This window comes from Pseudomonas sp. ASL8, from assembly GCF_056680355.1.
This window is the reverse complement of the sequence record NZ_CM155278.1, coordinates 4,238,567-4,259,116: the sequence shown is the minus strand read 5'-3', so window position 1 is coordinate 4,259,116 and position 20,550 is coordinate 4,238,567. Positions and strand designations below refer to the sequence as shown.

The 20,550-nt window shown below is 58.0% G+C and carries 20 protein-coding genes; 12 read left to right on the top strand and 8 right to left on the bottom strand.

From position 1 onward, the window contains the following. The first annotated feature begins 226 nt into the window (after positions 1-226). The gene (locus AC1MEA_RS19480) at positions 227-589 is read left to right on the top strand and encodes a DUF167 domain-containing protein (protein WP_480417108.1); all 363 of its coding nucleotides are present in this window, start codon (positions 227-229) and stop codon (positions 587-589) included. Positions 590-700: 111 nt separating this feature from the next. Here AC1MEA_RS19480 and AC1MEA_RS19475 read toward each other — a convergent pair whose 3' ends face one another. From AC1MEA_RS19475 to AC1MEA_RS19465, 3 genes are all read right to left on the bottom strand, one after another. Continuing rightward, positions 701-1,576: a DNA/RNA non-specific endonuclease gene (locus tag AC1MEA_RS19475; protein ID WP_480417107.1), complete on the bottom strand. Its 876-nt coding sequence runs from the start codon at positions 1,574-1,576 to the stop codon at positions 701-703. A 148-nt stretch (positions 1,577-1,724) separates the two neighbouring features. Next, a complete protein-coding gene (locus AC1MEA_RS19470) occupies positions 1,725-2,159 on the bottom strand; it encodes a GNAT family N-acetyltransferase (protein WP_219059881.1) in 435 nt (144 codons plus the stop codon). Positions 2,160-2,266: 107 nt separating this feature from the next. Next, positions 2,267-2,836 carry a nucleotidyltransferase family protein gene (locus AC1MEA_RS19465; protein WP_449635806.1) on the bottom strand — a complete coding sequence of 190 codons (570 nt, stop codon included), beginning with the start codon at positions 2,834-2,836 and terminating at the stop codon, positions 2,267-2,269. 779 nt (positions 2,837-3,615) lie between these two features. Between AC1MEA_RS19465 and AC1MEA_RS19460 the strand changes: the two genes are divergently transcribed. Then, positions 3,616-3,828, top strand: a complete 213-nt coding sequence (locus tag AC1MEA_RS19460) for a DUF1059 domain-containing protein (protein WP_219060327.1) — start codon at positions 3,616-3,618, stop codon at positions 3,826-3,828. Between the two features lie 58 nt (positions 3,829-3,886). Here the strand turns inward: AC1MEA_RS19460 and AC1MEA_RS19455 are convergent, their stop codons facing one another. The 5 genes from AC1MEA_RS19455 to glnT form a co-directional block, all read right to left on the bottom strand. Continuing rightward, complete coding sequence (locus tag AC1MEA_RS19455) at positions 3,887-5,218, bottom strand: ammonium transporter (RefSeq protein WP_480417106.1); 1,332 nt, start codon at positions 5,216-5,218, stop codon at positions 3,887-3,889. Between the two features lie 146 nt (positions 5,219-5,364). After that, positions 5,365-6,687: an FMN-binding glutamate synthase family protein gene (locus AC1MEA_RS19450; protein WP_219059884.1), complete on the bottom strand. Its 1,323-nt coding sequence runs from the start codon at positions 6,685-6,687 to the stop codon at positions 5,365-5,367. 22 nt (positions 6,688-6,709) lie between these two features. Then, on the bottom strand, positions 6,710-7,393 hold the full coding sequence (locus tag AC1MEA_RS19445) for a GltB/FmdC/FwdC-like GXGXG domain-containing protein (RefSeq protein WP_219059885.1): 684 nt from the start codon (positions 7,391-7,393) through the stop codon (positions 6,710-6,712). Positions 7,394-7,403: 10 nt separating this feature from the next. Next, positions 7,404-8,309, bottom strand: coding sequence for a class II glutamine amidotransferase (locus AC1MEA_RS19440; protein WP_480417105.1), 906 nt, complete (start codon positions 8,307-8,309; stop codon positions 7,404-7,406). 93 nt (positions 8,310-8,402) lie between these two features. Continuing rightward, positions 8,403-9,737 carry a type III glutamate--ammonia ligase gene (glnT, locus tag AC1MEA_RS19435; RefSeq protein ID WP_219059887.1) on the bottom strand — a complete coding sequence of 445 codons (1,335 nt, stop codon included), beginning with the start codon at positions 9,735-9,737 and terminating at the stop codon, positions 8,403-8,405. 379 nt (positions 9,738-10,116) lie between these two features. Here glnT and AC1MEA_RS19430 point away from each other — a divergent pair, with 379 nt between their 5' ends. From AC1MEA_RS19430 to AC1MEA_RS19385, 10 genes are all read left to right on the top strand, one after another. Beyond that, positions 10,117-10,710, top strand: coding sequence for a helix-turn-helix domain-containing protein (locus AC1MEA_RS19430; RefSeq protein ID WP_219060328.1), 594 nt, complete (start codon positions 10,117-10,119; stop codon positions 10,708-10,710). Positions 10,711-10,814: 104 nt separating this feature from the next. Next, positions 10,815-11,138 (top strand): helix-turn-helix domain-containing protein, encoded by a 324-nt coding sequence (locus tag AC1MEA_RS19425; protein ID WP_219059888.1) that lies wholly within the window; start codon positions 10,815-10,817, stop codon positions 11,136-11,138. Next, positions 11,138-12,352, top strand: coding sequence for a type II toxin-antitoxin system HipA family toxin (locus AC1MEA_RS19420; protein ID WP_480417104.1), 1,215 nt, complete (start codon positions 11,138-11,140; stop codon positions 12,350-12,352). Before AC1MEA_RS19425 ends, AC1MEA_RS19420 begins: the two co-directional genes overlap by 1 nt. A 280-nt stretch (positions 12,353-12,632) precedes the next feature. Then, complete coding sequence (gene purU, locus AC1MEA_RS19415; RefSeq protein WP_480417103.1) at positions 12,633-13,499, top strand: formyltetrahydrofolate deformylase; 867 nt, start codon at positions 12,633-12,635, stop codon at positions 13,497-13,499. After that, the gene (gene folD / locus AC1MEA_RS19410; protein WP_480417102.1) at positions 13,496-14,416 is read left to right on the top strand and encodes a bifunctional methylenetetrahydrofolate dehydrogenase/methenyltetrahydrofolate cyclohydrolase FolD; all 921 of its coding nucleotides are present in this window, start codon (positions 13,496-13,498) and stop codon (positions 14,414-14,416) included. Before purU ends, folD begins: the two co-directional genes overlap by 4 nt. Beyond that, entirely contained in the window at positions 14,416-15,657 is a 1,242-nt protein-coding gene (locus AC1MEA_RS19405; protein ID WP_449635799.1) for an FAD-dependent oxidoreductase, read from the top strand. Before folD ends, AC1MEA_RS19405 begins: the two co-directional genes overlap by 1 nt. Positions 15,658-15,669: 12 nt before the next feature. After that, complete coding sequence (locus AC1MEA_RS19400) at positions 15,670-15,975, top strand: sarcosine oxidase subunit delta (protein ID WP_219059893.1); 306 nt, start codon at positions 15,670-15,672, stop codon at positions 15,973-15,975. Beyond that, entirely contained in the window at positions 15,962-18,901 is a 2,940-nt protein-coding gene (locus AC1MEA_RS19395) for a 2Fe-2S iron-sulfur cluster-binding protein (protein WP_480417101.1), read from the top strand. Before AC1MEA_RS19400 ends, AC1MEA_RS19395 begins: the two co-directional genes overlap by 14 nt. A gap of 2 nt (positions 18,902-18,903) precedes the next feature. After that, positions 18,904-19,587: a sarcosine oxidase subunit gamma gene (locus AC1MEA_RS19390; protein ID WP_219059894.1), complete on the top strand. Its 684-nt coding sequence runs from the start codon at positions 18,904-18,906 to the stop codon at positions 19,585-19,587. A 167-nt stretch (positions 19,588-19,754) separates the two neighbouring features. Continuing rightward, entirely contained in the window at positions 19,755-20,540 is a 786-nt protein-coding gene (locus AC1MEA_RS19385) for an IclR family transcriptional regulator (protein ID WP_219059895.1), read from the top strand. Positions 20,541-20,550: the final 10 nt, after the last annotated feature.

Below are 20,550 nucleotides of genomic sequence, written 5' to 3'. Positions count from 1 at the left end.
CGACCGTTGTCCTCTTGTCTTCCCTCCAAGCCCCGCGCTACCCTCGACACTGCTAAACACCGTTCGCAAGAGGAATTGCTGCAATGGCGCCTAACCGTTTTTTTCTTCCGCCCTCCTCGTAAACACTGCACTCCAGAGCGGCAGCGCACGTTCGCCCAAAAATGTTATGCACCCGTTGATGTCTATTTACAGTTAGGCATTTTTATCCGACCTACGCAGGATCCATGTGAAGAAAGCAAAAGCGATTACCAAAAAGAAATCATCCGGCCGTGGCGTTGAGATGTCCTCGTTTTGTGGGTGGGATGGAGAGGTTCTAGTTCTGAACATACTTGGAACTCCGAGCGCCAAAAAGGATGCCATCGGCAAGGCGAAAGGAAGTCAACTCAAGATTAGCGTCACCGCCGCCCCCGTAGCAGGCAGGGCGACTGACCACATGGTTAAGTTTCTCGCCCGAGAGTTTGACGTCTCGGTTTCTGACATCACGGTTGTGTTCGGTCGTTTTAATTTGAACAAGCAGATGCGTATAAAGGCTCCCGGAAGCCTGCCTGCAGTAGTGGCCAAGGCCCTGTCAGAAGCAGAAAAAACCTGATCATTCGCAATAGGCGCGACGCGCCCTAATGAATCGCCCTGCTGTCATGGACTGTTCCAGTGTCTGCTCGCCGACAAGACCGAAACCATCAGGAATGTGGACTCTCGAAGATCAAGAGCGAACCACCGAACCAGAGACAGGTAGATTTTCCAACAGGTCTAGCCCCGTAGTCTTCACGAATGTCTCATAGTCCATCGGCCTCTCGATGCGGGTTTCCGCGTTGGGTAGCACATAGGCCCAGGCCCGCTTGGACGAAGCGTCGTAGACCAGTTTGAACAGGCGGGTGGGTACCCAGACCTTGTTGTCGCCGATGGTGGTATGGCCAGTGTCAAAGAGCGGTCCGGTAAAGACGAAGACATTGCCATCGGCTCGCTTCGCGAACTTTCTGACATCAGACTCGACCTTGCTCCAGATCTTCCGGTTATTGGTGGGGTCTTGCGGCACCATGTTCGAAAGCGCAAAGGACTGGGCCATTGCATTCGGATTCGGTGCATCTGCTGCCGGAGACTGGTGGCCACGATCCACTGCCGGATGTTGGCCACGGTAGTCGCTCAACTCTGCCCGCCCGCTCTTGGGAATACGTGGGTCCGGATAGAACTGATTGGTTCGTTCCTCACCTTTGGCATCATTTAGCTGGGCTGAATTAAGGCGCTCAACCACAACAATCGGAGTCTTGCTGGTTTGCGAGTACAGCACCGCAAAGTTGTCGGAACACAGGGCCAAGGGTTTCATTGTTGCGGGCACAATAGCCATGCTGATCGGCTTGGCTGCCGGGAACAGGTCGGCACACCCATCAAACGATGCCTGCTTCTCTTTGCTTGAATAGAGGTCAATCGCCACGCTCTGGCTGATTGAGCCAGAGCGGTGCCCTTGCTCTTGATGCTGGCTGGGCGGGTTGATGAAATCCAGCAGGCTGCGAGCTTCTGCCGCACCCGTCGAGAACAAAACAAGGGCTGACAGCCCCACTGCAATTTTGCGTAGGTTCATGCTTAACATCTTCGAATTGGATTGAGGAGGATACTTACGACAAAGCCCCGAGTCACGGGGCTTGAGGGGAAGCGGTTCTGATTATGCTGCGGCGAGCATGTTTTCAATATCCTTGATCACACCACTGATGCTGGTTCGGTCTACTCGGTCATGCGTTCTCATTATCCGATCGGGTAAACGAATACCGATCAATATCGGACCTGAGCTGCCAACCTTGGCTGTGCCAATAGTCAGCAGCTGTCGTATTTGTCTTGAACACGTCGAGATGACATTTAAGTATTCCGTGTTTCTCAAGACTCGAAAGACAGCGCTCTACCAACGCGTTTGCTATGCCTTGACGCCGATACTGGGGAAGGACAACCAAATGCTGCAAATACCCTCTGCGGCCGTCGTGTCCAGACATGATGCAGCCGCAGAGAACGGTTCCGTCTTCAGCAACGAAGCTCATCCCGGGATTTCGTTCTAAATAACTCGAGGTCGATTCACGAGAGTCCGCAGCACGGAAGGAGACGCCGGGAGTGCGCTTCATGAGGTCGATGACGGCATCGTAATCGTCCATAGTCATGACACGGATATTGATCATTGGGTTGAGCCTGGCTTTGTTAATTTCCGGGCTCGGCAGACTAGCAGAAACAGCTCAGACGTTTTCCAAACGAGCACCCTCCAGGGCCCGCGTCAATGTTGCTACCTTTATGAAAGGTCTGTTTCTGAAACCCTGAGCCAAGGCCAGCGAGTCTGATAACTTTTCGCCTTCTGCTCGAACAAGTCCGGCTGGTGATTTTTTGGATTGATACGAAGAACCCCTTGCTCGACGTCGGCCAGGCCGTAGGGCGCATAGACTTCACCCGTTTCAGCATCCAGCCCAATACACGTACCCGCAATCAGGTAACGATCAATACCGTCTTTGACCGACTGAAGCTGAGGGTAAGACCTGCCAAACCGTTGACCGTACCAAAGGTGAACGCGCGCCTGATTCTTGATATCAACGTTAACGTCAAGGTCTTGGAAGAGACGCTGAGCGGAGTCGATGACCGCATTCTCGGCCTCCCAGGACAGATCATTGTCGAAGTAAAAAACGTCGTAATCCTTAACCCCCCACGCTGAAGGCCGGTGCGACTGATGATTCCAGACGGCCTGGAACAGGCAGCCCGCAGTGAGCATGCATTGACTCAAACCGAGTGAAGGCAAGCGTGAGGTAATTTGAGCGTTTATTGGATTGGCCATTGCTATCCTGACCAACCTTTCGACAGTCAATGTCATATTCATCCTTTGGGAGAGTCTTCCACGGTCCCGTCATAGGCCGAGATATCGCCGCAGCCTTGGGATAGTAGTTTTCCATCTTGCCTGCCTTCCCCCTGAGCAAAATCGTTCTAAAAAATCCGGCCAGCGTTGAGGACTTTTTGCTATTCTGAAGTTGTAGGTGAAGACGCAGACTGATGCGCAAAAGGATAGCAAGGAAACGTGGGGCGCGTTCCGAAGGGTACACGGTTAGAAAGATCTCCGCGCTGAGATCCAGCCCTTATGCCGTGTGAAGCAGGAAGGCACAAAACTTTTCTGTGAGAGTCCTGATAAACCTTGTAAGCCGGAGACCAGCGCCGGCCACCTACTTCATTTTCAAAGCCCGCCATGTGCGGGCTTTTTCGTAGTGCGCCAAGCGATTCTCGGGGAGATTTTTTATGCCCATCGAGGCCTTGCGCAGCGGGTGACTGTGGCTTAGGGAGGGCAGTTGCACTGCAAGCGCCCGTTAACCCTGGTCGCTGATACCAGCGATTGACCAATAGCCCACGACCATAACGAGCCCAAGGCTTACACATAGCGGCTTTCGTTTTTTAAACCTTATTTCCGTCCTCGAATAGCCAACTCAAAGGTTCGGTGAACGCCTCCCGTCCCTTCAAGAAACCCAAACTTGGCATCCGCTCTATACTTTTAAAATGATTACACTTGATACAACGCGTAGTTGTATTGCATGTATTCCGCGCAATGTGTCGAGCGGTCGTTCACGCAGGCTTCATGGCCTGCCTTCTTATGAGGAGTACATCATGGCCCGCAAATACATCGATTGCCGCGAATTCCCGAGCGAAATCAACTGCTCGGTCGCGCTGTCCGCAGACTCTGAAAAAGAATTGCTTGAGGCGGCTGCACAGCATGCGGTCACTGTTCACAAACATACTGATTCACCGGAGTTACGCGCACAACTGAAAGGGCTGTTTCACGACGGCACACCGCCTGTTGAATCACCACGTCACGCGTAGCCTTTGGCACCTTGTCAAAACGCCCCACTCCGTGAGGCGTTTCGACTACCGCTATCAATTAAACGTTATACGCCCGCTCATCATGCTCCGCGAGGTCAAGGCCCATCGCTTCGTTCTCTTCGCTGGCACGTAGGCCGATGGTCCATTCCAGCACTTTGAGGATGATCATGCTCACGACAAAGCAATAGACGAAGGTGAAGCTGACCCCCTTCAACTGGGTCAGCACTTGAGCGCCGATTTCCAGGTTCTCGACATAACCACCCAACGAAGGCGACGCGAAAACCCCGGTCAGGAGTGCGCCGACGATCCCGCCGATGCCGTGCAGACTGAACACGTCCAGTGTGTCGTCGTAGCCCAGTTTCTGCTTGAGCTGGCTGACGGCGAAGAAACACACCGCGCCGGTAATCAAACCTATTGCGATGGCGCCCGCCGGACCGACGTAGGCACAGGCCGGAGTGATGCCGACAAGACCGGCCAAGGCACCGGACGCTGCGCCCAGGGCACTGGGACGGCCATGAATCAGGGTTTCGGTGAGCATCCAGCCGACGACACCCGCGCACGCGGCGACTTGGGTGGTGAGCATAATGATGCCAGCACCCGTATTCACCGCAGCACCCGAGCCAATGTTGAAGCCGAACCAGCCGACCCACAGCAAACCGGCACCCATCAGGGTGAAGCCCAGGTTATGCGGGGGCATGGCGAGGTTCGGGTAGCCTTTGCGCTTGCCAAGTACCAGGCACGCCGCCAGTGCCGCAACGCCCGCATTGATATGCACCGCGGTGCCGCCGGCGAAATCCAGCACACCCCAGTTGACCAACAGCCCCCCTGGCCCGCCCCAGATCATGTGTGCGATAGGCGCATAGACGAAGGTGAACCACAGCGCCATAAACGCCACTGCCGCGCTGAATTTCATGCGTTCGGCGAAACCACCGGCAATCAGCGCCGGAGTGATGATCGCAAAGGACATCTGGAACACGCTGTAGACACCTTCGGGAATGTTGCCCACCAGGCTGTCATGGGTCATGTCGAGCATGAACAGTTTGCTCAATCCTCCGATGAAACTGTGCAGATTGACTTCGCCAGCGACCATGCCCGTGGCATCAACCACGATGCTGTAGCCGTAGACCACCCACAGCACGCCGATCACTCCAGCGACCGCGAACAACTGGGTGAACATCGAGAGAAAGTTCTTGGCCCGGACCATGCCGCCATAAAACAACGCCAGGCCCGGAACACACATCAACAACACGAACATCGTCGCGGTCATCATCCAGGCGGTGGTGCCGGTGTCCAGCGTAACGTCGGCTGCCGAGGCCAATGGCGACAGGCTCAATGCGAGCAGCGCCACGGTCGTCCTTGAAAGAGGTCGTATAAGCGAGTCAGAAATCATAGTCAGCAAGCTCCATAAACAGGGAAGTCGACACAAGGGACTGGCAGAAAGAGGGAGCGCGAGGCCCTGCAGGCTCGCGGTGCATACGGATCTGTGCCCGTTGGCAGCTAGAGAAAACGCCGCCCATCAGGGCGGCGTCGGGTGGATCAGTATTGCTGGCCTGGTATCCACGAGGTCCCGGCCAACGGTACGCGAGCCATAGCGGCTGCTTCGACAGTCAAGGCCACCAGATCCTCGGGGTCGAGGTTGTGCAGGTGTGACTTGCCGCAGGCGCGGGCCATGGTCTGTGCTTCGAGGACCAACACCCGCAGGTAGTTAGCCAAGTGACGACCACCCTCCACAGGATCAAGACGCTTGGACAGTTCCGGGTCCTGCGTAGTGATGCCCGCCGGGTCGCGACCGTTCTGCCAGTCGTCGTAAAAACCCGCCGCAGAACCAAGCTTGCGCAATTCCTCATCCAGTCGCGGATGGTTGTCACCCAGTGCAATCAACGCCGCCGTACCAATGGCCACCGCATCAGCGCCGAGGGCCATGGCTTTTGCCACGTCGGCACCGTTACGGATACCGCCAGAGACGATCAGTTGCACCTTGCGATGCATGCCCATTTCCTGCAACGCCTGAACCGCTTGCGGAATAGCCGGCAGAATCGGGATGCCAACGTGCTCAATGAACACTTCCTGAGTCGCTGCGGTACCGCCTTGCATGCCGTCGAGCACGATCACGTCGGCACCGGCTTTAACCGCGAGTTTGACGTCGTAGTACGGACGGCTGGCGCCGATTTTGACGTAGATCGGTTTTTCCCAATCGGTAATTTCACGAATCTCTGCGATTTTGATCGCCAGATCGTCCGGGCCGGTCCAGTCCGGGTGACGGCAGGCGCTGCGCTGGTCGACACCGATAGGCAATGTGCGCATACCGGCGACACGTTCGGTGACTTTCATCCCCAGCAACATACCGCCACCGCCTGGCTTGGCGCCCTGCCCCAGGACGATTTCGATGGCGTCGGCCTTGCGCAGGTCATCGGGGTTCATGCCGTAACGCGATGGCAGGTACTGATAGACCAGATGCTCGGACTGACCGCGTTCTTCCGGGGTCATGCCGCCGTCACCCGTGGTGGTGCTGGTCCCGGCGATGGTCGCGCCACGGCCCAGGGCTTCTTTGGCGTTGGCCGACAGTGCACCGAAGCTCATGCCCGCGATGGTTACCGGGATTTTCAAGTGCAGCGGTTTCTTGGCGAAGCGGTTGCCGAGGATTACGTCAGTGCCGCACTTTTCGCGATAGCCTTCCAGCGGGTAACGGGAAACACTGGCGCCCAGCAGCAGCAAGTCATCGAAATGCGGCAGCTTGCGCTTGGTGCCGCCCCCGCGAATGTCGTAGATGCCGGTTTCGGCGGCACGCTGGATTTCCTGAATGGTCAGACGGTCGAAGGTCGCGGATTCGCGCAGGACCGGAGTGGGTTTGTCGCTCATGGTGTACTCCTTGATACGCGAATTAATACGCGGATGCGTTATCGACTTTGAAGTTGTAAAGCTGACGGGCTGAGCCGTAGCGCTTGAAATCGGCTGCCTTGTGGTCGAAACCGGCGCGATTGAGCAGCTCCTGCAGTTCGTCCAGGTGCTCAGTGCGCATCTCTTTCTCGATACAGTCCGAGCCCAGGGATTCCACTTTCCCCTTCACGTAGATGTGGGTTTCGTACAGCGAATCACCCAAGGCATCGCCTGCATCGCCGCACACCACCAAGCGTCCGGCCTGGCCCATGAAGCAGCTCATGTGGCCAATGCTGCCGCCGACCACAATGTCGATGCCTTTCATGGAGATGCCACAACGGGCACCGGCGTCGCCTTCGATCACCAGCAAGCCGCCATGAGCGGTAGCGCCAGCAGCCTGGGAAGCGCTGCCCTTGACCCGTACCGAACCGGACATCATGTTTTCCGCCACGCCGGTGCCGACGTTGCCGTGCACGGTGATGTGGGCCTTCTTGTTCATGCCTGCGCAGTAGTAACCGGCGTGGCCCTGAATATCGATGAACAGCTCTTGATCGACACCGACCGCGAGGTTGTGTTTACCATCGGAATGGGTCACGACCCACTCCGCATCGGTCAATTGTTTGGCCTGATCATGCAGCCCCTGATTGAGCTCGCGTACTTCACTGACAGATAGATCGATAGCTTTCATACGGTGCTCCTCAGGCGCTTTGGCGTTCCCAGATGTACATGGTTGAAGGTGCTGGTTCCCAGACCTTGGCGTTCTCGATGCCCGGCAGGCTGGACAGCGCCTGGTATTCCGAGGCCATGGCGACGTAATCATCGGTCTCGGCCAAAATCGCGGGTTTGCACGCAATCGGATCACGAATCACCGCGAAACCATTGCGGGTGCCGATGGCAAAGGTGAAAAAGCCGTCGAGGTTTTCCAGGGAGTTGTCCAAGGCTTGCTTGAGCGAGTCGCCCTGTTGCAGGCGCCAGGCCAGGTAACCGGCAGCGACTTCAGTGTCGTTTTCGGTCTGGAACACGATCCCTTCACGCTTGAGCTCTTGGCGCAGGCGGAAGTGGTTGGACAATGAGCCGTTGTGCACCAGGCACAGGTCAGCGCCGGTCGAAAACGGGTGGCTGCCTTCCATGGTCACAGCACTTTCGGTGGCCATGCGGGTGTGGCCAATGATGTGGCTGCCTTTCATGCCTTTAAGGTTGAAACGCTCGGAGATCTCTTTCGGCAAGCCCATGCCCTTGAGGATCTCGATGCTCTGCCCGGCGCTCATGATGCGCACGGTCGGTGCCAGTTCGGCCAAGGCGTTGCGGACCGACGCTTCGTCCGTCTTGATTTTCAATACCACGGCGGTGGCGTTCTGGAACCACTCCAGGGAGCAACCCAGGCGCCCTTCCAGTTCGCCCATCAGGGTCTTCCAGTCCTGGTTGTCTGTGGTCGCCTGCAATGTCAGCTTGATCCAGCCATCCGCCACTTCATCGCCATAGATGGCAAAGCCGGCGCTGTCCGGGCCACGGTCGGTCATCGACAGCAGCATGGGTTCGAAGAGCTTGCCGAGCTGGGACTCCAGCGCCGGGTTCTTCAAGTACAGACCTACGATTCCGCACATACACTTTCTCCTGCTTGGCAGCCGGTGCCTGATTCAAAGGCCCCGGGTTGATTCAAATCGAGTGGTTGAAAACGTGTTTTTACCGAAAGCCGCTTAGAAAAATTCGGTATAGCGCTTGATCTCCCAATCGGAGACGTGACGGCTGTACTCGACCCATTCCATGCGCTTGAGCTCGATGAACTCGTTAATGATTTCCGAGCCCATCGTTTCGCGGAACAGCGGATCAGCCTCCAGCGCGTCACAGGCTTCCTTGAGGCTTTGCGGCAAAGTGGCGATGCCCCGACCGGCAATTTCTTCCAGGCTCAGCGAGTACAGGTTTTCATTGCACGGCTCACCCGCATCCAGCTTGCGGTCGATGCCGTCCAGGCCGGCGGCGATAATCGCGGCGCTGACCAGATAGGGGTTGCAGCCCGCGTCCGGCAGGCGGAATTCAAGGCGACCGTAAGGCACCCGAACCATGGCCGAGCGGTTGTTCGAGCCGTAGGCAACGAACGCTGGAGCCCAGGTCGAGCCTGACAGCGAGCGGCCGACCACAAGGCGTTTGTATGAATTGACGGTGGGTGCGGCGAAGGCACACAACGCCGGGCCGTGAGCCAGAAGACCCGCCGCAAAGTGGTAGGCCATTTTCGACAGGCCCATGCCGCGCGAGTCGCTGGCGTCATGGAACAGGTTCTTGTTCACCGCGTCGGCGATGGACAAGTGGAAGTGCATGCCGTTGCCCGCACGTTTCGGATCAGGCTTGGGCATGAACGAGCAGATCATCCCCAAATCGTTGGCCACTTCGCCGGCAGCCATGCGGAAGAAGGTGAAACGATCCGCCGAGGTCAGCGCGTCGCTGTAGGTGTAGTTGATTTCAAACTGACCATTGGCGTCTTCGTGATCGATTTGATAGATGTCGAAATCGACTTTTTGCAGCGCTTCGGTGAGGTTTTCCAGAAACTGCCGCGAACGCGACAGGCCCTTGTAGTCGTAGCAGGGTTTGTCCAGGTTATCGCTGGCATCAACGCTGCACAGCTTGCCCTCGGCATCGCGACGGAACAGGCTGAACTCAGGTTCCAGGCCAGTATTGAGGGTCCAGCCGCGTGCATTCAGGCGCTCTACCTGGCGCATTAATACGTAACGCGAATCGTAAGGGTGCGGCTCGTTATTGACGTGGCCGACGCAGACAATGCGTCCGTAACCAGGCTGCCATGGCACGGCAGTCAAGGTGCTCAGGTCGCCCTTGGCCATGAAGTCCGGGCCATGGGGTTCCATGCCCATGCCACAAATGGCGAAGCCTGCAAAGCCGGCGCCGCTGTCGATGACAGTTTGCAGTCCGGAGACGGGTACCGATTTGGTTTTGGCCGAACCGTGGATATCCACGAACTGAGCCAGCACATATTTGATTTTGTGCTCATCGATAATTCGTTGTGTTTCTGGTGGCAACATCACTTGGACTCCTCGAGCAAGGCAAAACAGCGGGATCTGCATCTAGGGTCGGCGCCAGTCGTTAATGATTGCCCAGTGCTAGAATTCGTCTGGACATGACCTGAAGTCGACCCGTGTATTCTCAACAAGAAAGTTACTTTCCTAAAGAGAATGCAATTGCCTTGCCAAAATGGTTACCCACGAGGAGATCCTGGTTGTCTTTAATCCTGCAATGCAGGCTTTTCAAGGCTCCGCCAGGGAAATGAGTGTCGCGTGGAGAAAACTTCAGACATGCTGCGAGCGCTCACGCTGTAAATCGGGCGGACAGCAACAAGGGTTCATCGCACATTCATAGTGCGAAATTTATATTCATGACCGGAAATGAAGCATGAGCAAAGTGATTTCCACCGAGGCCGAGCCACGCTTGAGGCTCGAGCAGTACCTGGGCATGCAAATCAAGCGACAGCGTCAATTGCAGGAACTGAAGATTGCTGATGTCGCGCAACTGGCAGGCATCAGCCAAGGCATGCTCAGCAAGATCGAAAATGCCCAGGTCTCCACCAGCCTCGATACCTTGAGCCGCCTGTGCGATGCCCTCGGCATGCCGATGTCGAAACTGTTCAGTCAGTACGATCAACAAGGCAGTGGCGCCCTGCTGGTGCGCAAAGGCGAAGGGATGCAGGTGGTGCGCCGTGGTACAGAGAAAGGCCACACCTATCACCTGCTCAACCACACCCGCGGCCCGAAGAAGACGTTCGAGGCTTACATGGTCACCATGGACGATGCCAGCGAAGAGTTTCCGACCTTCTCCCATCCCGGCACCGAGTTTCTGCACCTGTTGAAAGGTGAGATCGTCTACCGCCATGGCGACCAGCTCTATCATATGAAACCCGGCGACAGCCTGACCTTTGATGGTGATGTTCCGCATGGCCCGGAGCAGTTGGTGAAAGTCCCGATTCATCTGTTGTCGATCATGAACTACGGCGACGACTGACCGCCTGGCGTTCGGGTATCCAGCAAGCGTCCCTGCCTCTTTCGCAATGATTAGGCGTGCTATAGTGCTGCTTATCTACATTTAGCAATGCTAAAAGGCGGCTTATGAAAAGCTTTTTTCCACTGGAATGCGCCGACAACCTATATAGAATAGGGCTTCTGGTAAAAAGCAGGCGTCTGCAGTCCAGACTTCGACAGAAAGATCTGGCCCTGTCCCTTTCAATTTCCGAGCAGACGGTACGTAAAATCGAGGGCGGCGACCCCCTCGTGGAATTACGCTCGTTCATGATGGTGCTTTGGCAGTTGGGCCTCACACAGGAAGTATTTCGCAGCCTCGACGGCATCGAGTCCTCCTCGCAGCTGCAAGCCAATGATCCCCATACACCGCATCGGGTTCGCCTGGCCAAACCACAGAGTGATGATTTTTGATGTCCAGGGCCTACGTCTACATGGAGCATCCTGAAACCGCCAAGGTGGTCTCTCTGGGTCGACTGGTCGTCGTCAACGGAGTCGGCGAGTTCACTTACGATCCAGAGTACGTCGCCACCCGTGGCTGGGTGCCCGACCCGGTTCGCTATCCGCTGCGCAGCGAAACGTTCGGCCCGATAACCAAAAACAAGGGAATACCCGGCTTCATCAACGACGCGATGCCCGATGGCTGGGGGGAGCGGGTCTTGCAAGAAATCCATCGACACCCACTGGGGCCTATCGATTATCTGTTGAAATCCCCGAACAATGATCGCGCGGGCAACCTTATGGCAGGCCAGACGCGCCATCCGCCAGCTGGTATCGGGCAAGATCCGTTACCGTCGCTCAAAGGCCTCACACCCTTCATCCAGGCCACCGAAGCCATATTCGATAACCAACTGGATGAAGAGGCGATCCAGACCCTCAAGCTACGCAGGCAAAGGTCTTCTCTGGGTGGCGCCCGTCCCAAGCGTACCCTGCAAGACCACGGCGTGCTGATTCTGGTCAAACCCCGTGACCGCTATGATCAGTGCGATATTCCGGCACTGGAACATGCCTGCATGACGTTCGCGGCCGGGAAAGGTTTGAATGTCGCCCGTACCGCGCTGCATGCCGAACAGCCCTCGACCTTGCTGGTAGAGCGCTTCGACCGCATGCCGCCTGCTGACATGAGCGTTCGTATACCGATGCTCAGCGCACTCACCTTGCTCGACGCCGAATGGCACACCACCGACCGCAGCGCTTGGGTCTATGCCTCCGTCGCTAACGAGATGAGTCGACGTGGCGTACCGGTGCAAGACCTCCAGGAGTTGTTTAAGCGAATGTGCTTCAACGCCTTGGTGGGTAACGACGACGATCACCCCAAGAACCACACCATCCTCTGGCTTAAGGGAGGCTGGCGACTGGCACCCATGTACGATGTCGTGCCGTGCCTCGAAGGGTCTTCTCCGCCCAATCTCGCGATGGCCGTGGGCCGCGAGGGTCGGGTGATCAGTCGCGCCAACTTGTTGAGCCATTGCGCACACTTTGCGCTGACGCCGGGCAAGGCCGCCGCGACATTGGATGAAGTGATCGGCTGGGAACCCGACCTGCGGGCGCACTATGAGCGCACCCTCAACGGGACCGAGTTGAAGCTCGGCCTCGCAGCAATCGGATCGGCGCGCATGAAAGCGTAGGCCGTTGCCTGCCCCAACAAGTCAGTAACCGAACATCCCTCTGTGCATCCCTTGATGCCGTGTACCTGATACGCCGCATTCGCAAAAATGACTGTGCGTCCCCGCGACTCTCCACCCTCCCCCGCAAAAAAAAACCAAACAATGCTGGACGCCGATTTTTAATTCACCTATAAAAAGCGCCACAGGAATATTTTATTCACATGAGGAATTTTTCTTCATCCCTGAATTTAATCCCCACCCATGAACATTCAGCGTGCATGTCTCCCTGCGAGGACCCGTAATGAGCACCGATCCGGACCACTTCATTTTCAAGATCAGCTGTCCCGCGACGTCGGGTATCGTCGCCGCCGTGACGTCTTTCCTGGCCGACAACCGTTGCTATATCAGCGAGCTGGCCCAGTTTGACGACGAAGAAACCAGTCAGTTCTTCATGCGCGCCGTGTTTCGCTTCAACAGCGGCGTCAAGGGCGACATCGATGCGCTGCGTCTGGACTTCAATGAAGTGGCCACGGCGCTGAATATGGACTGGCAACTGCACACGGTCGCCAATCCGATGCGCGTGCTGATCATGGTCAGCAAATTCGACCACTGCCTCACCGATCTGCTGTACCGCCACCACAAAGGTGAGATGGACATGCAGATCACCGCCATCGTCTCCAACCACTTGGAGCTACGGCCAATGGCCGAGCGCGAGGGCATCCGTTTCATCTACTTGCCGGTGACCAAAGACACCAAGTCCCAGCAGGAAGCCGCGCTGCTAAAAATCGTTGAAGAGACGCAGACCGATCTGGTGGTGCTGGCGCGCTACATGCAAATCCTCTCCGATGACCTGTGCAAGCAATTGTCGGGCCGGGCGATCAACATCCATCACTCGTTCCTTCCGGGTTTCAAGGGTGCCAAGCCGTACCATCAAGCCCACCAGCGCGGGGTCAAGCTGATCGGTGCCACGGCCCATTACGTCACCTCGGACCTGGATGAAGGCCCGATCATCGAGCAGGAGGTACAGCGTGTCGATCATGCGCACAAAGCCGACGATCTGGTGAGTATCGGACGCGATACGGAAACCGTCGCGCTGTCCAAGGCAGTCAAATATCACCTGCAACACAGGGTGTTTATTAATCGCGAAAAAACGGTGATCTTCCGATGAACAGCCCCATTCCACTCGCCCGCGATATCGACGGGAAAGCCATCGCAGCCCAAGTACTCAGTGAAGTCGCAGCCGACGTCCGCGAACTCGCACTGCAACAGGTCACGCCCACGCTGGCCGTGGTGTTGGTGGGCGAAGACCCGGCCAGTCAGGTCTACGTGCGCAACAAGATCCTGCGCGCCAAAGAAGCCGGCATTCGCTCGTTGGAGCAGCGTCTGCCCGCGACCACCAGCCAGGCACAATTGCTGGCAGTCATCGAAGAATTGAATGCCGACCCGGAGGTCAATGGCATTCTGGTGCAACTGCCGGTACCTGCGCACATTGACGAAGGTGCGGTCATTCAAGCCATCGACCCGGACAAAGATGTCGACGGCTTCCATCGGCAAAACGTCGGCGGGCTGGTCCAGGGCCAGGACGTGTTGACGCCCTGCACCCCTAGCGGCTGCATGCGCCTATTGCACGACACGTGCGGCGACCTGACTGGTAAGCATGCGGTGGTCATCGGCCGCTCGAACATCGTCGGCAAACCCATGGCCACCCTGCTGCTGCAAGCCAATTGCTCGGTCACCGTGGTGCACTCGCGCAGCGTCGACGCCGCCGCGCTGTGCCGCCTGGCAGACATCGTAGTGGCTGCCGTCGGCCGCCCGCAGATGATCGACGCCAGCTGGCTCAAGCCCGGCGCGGTGGTGATCGATGTCGGGATCAATCGCATCGACACCGAACAGGGCAGCCGACTGGTGGGTGACGTCGATTACGCCAGCGCCCGTACCGTTGCCAGCGCCATTACCCCGGTTCCCGGCGGTGTCGGGCCGATGACCATCGCCTTTCTGCTGAAAAACACCGTGATCGCCACGCGCAGGCAGTTGCTGCGCGCCGCTGAGCCTGCGGCCACTCACACTTCACCTCAGGAGGCATGATGCCATTCAATCTCTTGAAATATGGCCTCTCTGCCGAGTACACGGCAGAAATGGACCTGCCACCGCCTAAAGAACTCAAGTCCTCTTACGATGTAGTCATCATCGGCGGCGGTGGTCACGGTGTGGCCATTGCCTATTACCTGGCCAAGTACCACGGCATCACCAATGTCGCGGTGTTGGAAAAGTCCTATCTGGGCGGCGGCAATACCGCACGTAACACGGCGGTGATTCGTTCCAACTACCTGACCAGCGAGGGTGTGAAGTTCTACAGCGAATCGGTGAAGCTGTTCAAGGACCTGTCCAACGAGTTCGACTTCAACATCATGTATTCCGAGCGTGGCCAACTGACCCTGGCCCACACCGACGCCACCGTACGCGCCTTCCGCCAACGCGCTGAAGTGAACAAGCACTTCGGCGGCCGTACGGAAATGCTCGACCGCCAGCAGATTCGCGAACTCGTGCCGAGCCTCAATTTAGACCCCGGCCATCTGCCGGTACTGGCCGGGCTGTGGCATATCGACGGCGGCACTGCGCGTCATGACGCCGTGGCCTGGGGTTACGCCAAGGGCGCAGCAAAGCGCGGGGTGGAAATCCATCAGTTGACCGAAGTTCAGGACCTGATCATCGAAAACGGCCGGATCACCGCCGTAAAAACCAACCGCGGCACGATCCAGTGCGGTTGCGCGGTACAGGCCGTGGCAGGGCACAGTTCTTTGATGGCCAAAAAAGCCAAGATCGAAATGCCCATCGTCTGCTATCCCCTGCAAGCGATGGTCACCCAACCGTTCAAGCCATTTCTCGACCCATTGGTGAGTTCGTCGGCCCTGCACTGCTATGTGCAGCAGACCGGACGTGGCGAAGTGGTGTTCGGCGGCGGTTCCGACCCCTACCCGCTGTACAACACCCGCTCGACCCTGGACCTGAAGGAAAGCCTGATTTCCGCAGCCATCGAAATGTTCCCCTTCCTGGCCAATGCCAAGCTGATGCGCCAGTGGGCCGGGATCACTGACATGACCCCCGATTACAGCCCAATCATGGGCCTGTCGCCGGTCGAAAACTATTACCTTGACGCGGGCTGGGGCACTTGGGGATTCAAGGCCACACCGATCTGCGGCAAGACCATGGCCGAACTGGTCGCCTCCGGCGGCAAGGTACCGGACCTGATCAAGCCCTTCGGTCTGGAGCGGTTTTCGACCTTCCAGCAAGTCAACGAGATGGGCGCTACGGCGGCCAGCCACTAAGGGGCAAACCGTATGAAAGTCATGAATTGCCCGCTGAACGGGCCGCGAAACATCACCGAATTCACCTACGGCGGCGAATTCAAGGACATGCCTGACCCGGCCACCTGCAGCGATGCGCAATGGGCACATTACGTGTTCAACAGCGAAAACGCAGCAGGCGTGGTCCGTGAGTGGTGGATGCACAACGCCTCCAGCTACTGGTTCCTGGCCGAACGGCACACCGTCACCGATGAAATCCTGCGTACCTTCGATGCCCGGGAAGTCTACAACCAGCGCGTCGAGTTCAGCCCTGCGGAGCACAGCAATGAGCCAGCCTGATTCCACTTTTGAAAGCCGCTTGCCGTTGCCCATGGGCTTGCTGATTGATCGTCAACGCCCACTGGCGTTCAACTTCGATGGCAAGGCCTATACCGGTTTTGCCGGCGACAGCATCGCCAGCGCCCTGCTCGGCAACGGTCGTTATTTGCTCTCGCGCTCGTTCAAGTATCACCGCCCTCGCGGGCCGTTAACCATGGCCGGGCAAGACGCCAACACCCTGGTGCAACTGCCAGATGAACCCAACGTGCTGGCCGACACCCATTGGCTGCAAGCCGGTGCCGAAGTCAGCGGGCAAAACTACAGCGGCACATTGGACAACGACCGCGATGCGCTGCTGGGCAAGTTCTCACGGTTCATGCCAGTAGGGTTTTATTACCGTTCGTTCTACAAGCCCAAGGGCATGTGGAAAATCTGGGAGCCGCTGATCCGCAAGAAAGCCGGGCTGGGTATCCTTAATCTGGACTTCAAGCCCGAGTATTACGACAAGGCTTACCTGTTCATCGACCTGGCCGTGGTGGGCGCCGGTCCCGCCGGTTTGCAGGCGGCACTGACCGCCGCCAACGCCGGGGCCAAGGTGTTGCTGATCGAACAACAGCGTCTGCTGGGCGGAGCGCTCACCTATGCACGCTTCGACGTACAGGGCACGCAGGCCGATAAAGTGCGCCAGGCATTGGTCGATGCAGTCAGCCAGCACGCCAACATCCAGATTCTCACCGAAGCCACCTGTAATGGCTGGTTCACCGACAATTACCTGCCGGTGATCAAAGACAAGCGCATGTACAAAGTGCGCGCCAGCCAATGCATCATCGCCTCTGGCGCCTTCGACCAGCCGGTGATTTTCCGCAACAACGACCTGCCCGGCGTGATGCTGTGCAGCGCTGCCCAGCGCCTGATGAAGCTTTATGCAGTCAAACCCGGCAAGCGCGCGGTGGTCCTTACAGGCAATGATGACGGCTATCGCACAGCGCTGGACCTGGTGGAACAAGGTGTCACCGTCGCCGCCGTGGTCGACATGCGCAACGGCGCAGACGATGCGCGCCTGGCTGCGGAGCTCAAACGCCTGGGCATCACCGTGTACCTGCAACACACGGTGTATGAAGCCTTGCACAGTAAGGGCATGCGCCATATCAGCGGCGTCGATGTGCGGCGCATCACTGCCCGTGGCGAAGTCGCCCAGGACAGCCTGCAACTTGATTGCGACCTGCTGTGCATGACCGCCGGTTACATGCCGGTCTATCAACTGGCGTGTCAGGCAGGCGGTAAGTTGGCGTACGCCGACCCTTCGGCCGAGTTCGCCATCACTGGCCTGCCAAAAAACCTGGCCATCGCCGGCTCCGTGAACGGTCGTCATCTGCTGGAAAACGTACTCAAGGATGGCGCTAAAGTCGGGGCACAAGCGGCGGCGGCACTGGGACTGTCGGCGGACTATCAGGAGCAGACCCTAAGCCCGGAACAACGGGTCAACTTCGACTGGCCGATCTTCCCCCACCCAAGTGGCAAGGAATTCGTCGATTTCGATGAAGACCTGCAAATCCGCGACATCATCAACGCTACACGCCACGGATACCGCGACGTGCAGCTGGTAAAACGCTTTTCCACGGTGGGCATGGGACCATCCCAAGGCCGTCATTCCGCCTTGCCAACGGCGCGACTGGTTGCCGCCAGCACCCAGCGCACCGTCAGCGAAACCGGGGTTACCACGGCACGCCCGCCCTTCGAAGCGGAAAAACTGGCGCACATCGCCGGACGCAGCTTTGACCCGATTCGCCGTACCGCGATTCATAACCGCCACCTACAAGCGGGCGCAAAAATGATGCCTGCAGGCAACTGGCAACGTCCGGCCTATTACGCTTTCAAGGATGAAAAAGGTCAGCCAGCGACGCGCGAACGCTGCATGCAGGAAGAAGCCCTTCATGTGCGCCAAGGCGTCGGGCTGATCGATGTCTCGACCCTTGGCGGCCTGGATATTCGTGGCCCGGACGCCGCCGAACTGCTGGAGCGGATGTACACCTTCGCCTTTGCCAAACAACCCATCGGCCGCACTCGGTATGCGCTGATGACCAACGAACACGGGGTAGTGATCGACGACGGCGTCTGTGCGCGACTGGCCGATCAGCATTTTTATGTCACGGCCACCACCAGCGGCGTCGACCGGATCTATCAGGCGATGCTCAAGTGGAACGTGCAATGGCGTCTGAACGTCGATATCGCCAACGTCACTGCCGCCATTGCAGCCGTCAACCTGGCCGGACCCGACTCGCGCGAAGTGCTGGAAAAGCTCTGCGTCGACATCGACCTGTCGCCTGACGCCTTTCCGTATTTGGGCGTGCGTCAGGGCACCGTTGCCGGGATCGCGGCGCGGGTCATGCGCGTCGGTTTCGTCGGCGAGCTGGGTTATGAAATCCATGTGCAGGCACGTTATGCCGAATACCTGTGGGACGCGTTGATGGACGCGGGTCAGGCACATGGCATTCGCCCGTTCGGCGTCGAAGCCCAACGTTTGCTGCGCCTGGAAAAGGGCCATGTGATCATCAGCCAGGACACCGATGGCATGACCCATCCGGCAGAGATCGACATGGGCTGGGCCATCTCCCGCAAGAAACCGTTTTTTGTCGGGCGCCGCTCCGTGGACATCCTCGAAGCCCAGCCGCTCAAGCGCAAACTGGTCGGTTTCAGCCTGCCCAAAGGCAGCAGCCAGCCACTGGAAGGTCATCTGGTGCTCAAAGGACCGGACATCAGCGGCAACGTCACCTCCTGCGAATACTCGCCGACACTGGGCATGATCATCGGCCTGGCGTATGCCGCCGTCGATCAAAGCGTCCCCGGCCAGCAGATTCCGATTCGGGTGGAAGGCGGTGAAGTGGTACAGGCCACGGTGGTCAAACTGCCGTTCTTCGATGTCGACAGCAAACGCCAGGAGTTGTAAGCATGGTCACTCTTAACGCCAAAGATTTTCGCGAGCGCAGCCCTCTGTATACGCTGCAGGCCACCGCCCGACTGGCACGGCTGGGTGACAGCCTGATCGTCAGCCGTTATGCCGAGCAGGACGAAACCGCACAACTGGGCCGCTGCGCCCTGCTTGATCTGAGCAATCTGGCGCGGGTCGGCTTTCGTGGGGTCGATGCCGCTGCGCATCTACACGCGGAGCAATTCGATCTGCCGACCGCACCCAACCGCTGTGTGGTGCAGGGCGATGGCAGCAATGTCGCCCGCCTTTCGCAGACCGAGTATTTCCTGCTGGGCAGTTTTCAGGATGCCGGTGCACGCTTGCAGAAGCTCGAAGACCAGTGGCAGTTATCCGAAAAGGGCTGCTATTTGCTGCCACGTCAGGACAGTCACGCGTGGCTGGTGCTGACCGGTGAACACATCAGCTCAGTGATGGCCAAGGTCTGCGGCGTCGATCTGCGCCAACAGGCATTCGCCCCGGGCGACGTGGCGCAAACCTCAGTGGCGCGGATGAGCGCAATCATCATCAACGGCTCGCAACCGGACTTGCCACTGTTTCACATCCTGTGTGATCGGGCTTCGGCGCAATATTTGTGGGGCGCGTTACTGGATGCCATGCAGGAGTTTGGTGGCAAGCCTGTTGGGGTGGATGCGTTGTTGGCATAGGACATTGTGTAGGCGCGCGACTGCACGCGAGGGGCTGCGGAACACGATTCTGGCAGTAAAGTTGTGCTCGGCATTTTCGGGACCACTTCGCGGTCCATCGCGGGCAAGCGCGCTCCTACAAGAAGTCTGCGGTGATGCCCTGGAAATGAGCAGGAATTGACAACCTTATGAACAACAGCATTGAAGAACCTACCATCGACAGCGATTACCGTGTTCCGGCGTTACAGCGCGGGCTGTGGATTTTGCAGCTGTTCAGCAGCACCGAACGGGTGCTGGGCATGAACGACATCGCCGAACGCCTGGGGGTCAGCGTGTCGTCGATCTACCGCATCGTGCAGACGCTTAATGGCATGGGCTACCTGAAAAAAGTCGCGAAGAACACCTATGAACTGGGTCCGCAGGTAATCGCCAATGGCTTCACCTACCTGGCCAGCCGCGACCTGGTGGACGTTGCGATCCCCTACCTCAACACCCTTCGCGATCGCAGCTCGCTGTCGTGCCACCTGGCCGTGCGCGAGCAGACCGACAGCGTCTATATCTACCGCGCATTCGCGTCCCAACGGTTGTCGGTCAACGTGCCCATCGGGACGCGTATTGCCTGTCACTGCACGGCAATGGGTCGGGTGCTGCTCAGCGATTTGAGCGAAGCCACGTTGATTAGCCTGTATCAGCACGTACGCCTGGACGATTACCCGGCACCCGCGCCCAAAACCTTGCCCGAGCTGCAACAAATCGCCGAGCAGGACCGGCAACTGGGCTGGGTGCTGCACCGCTCCGACTACTCCACCGCTATTGCCTCCGGCATTCGTGATCATCGGGGCACCGTGGTCGCGGCCATCAACCTGTCCGGACCAGACGCGATCATGGACAACCCTGAAAATCGTGAACGCTTCAAGAACATGCTGCTGGACAGCGCCCGCCTGATCTCTGCCGAAATGGGCTTCAACGCCTGACGCTTAGAGC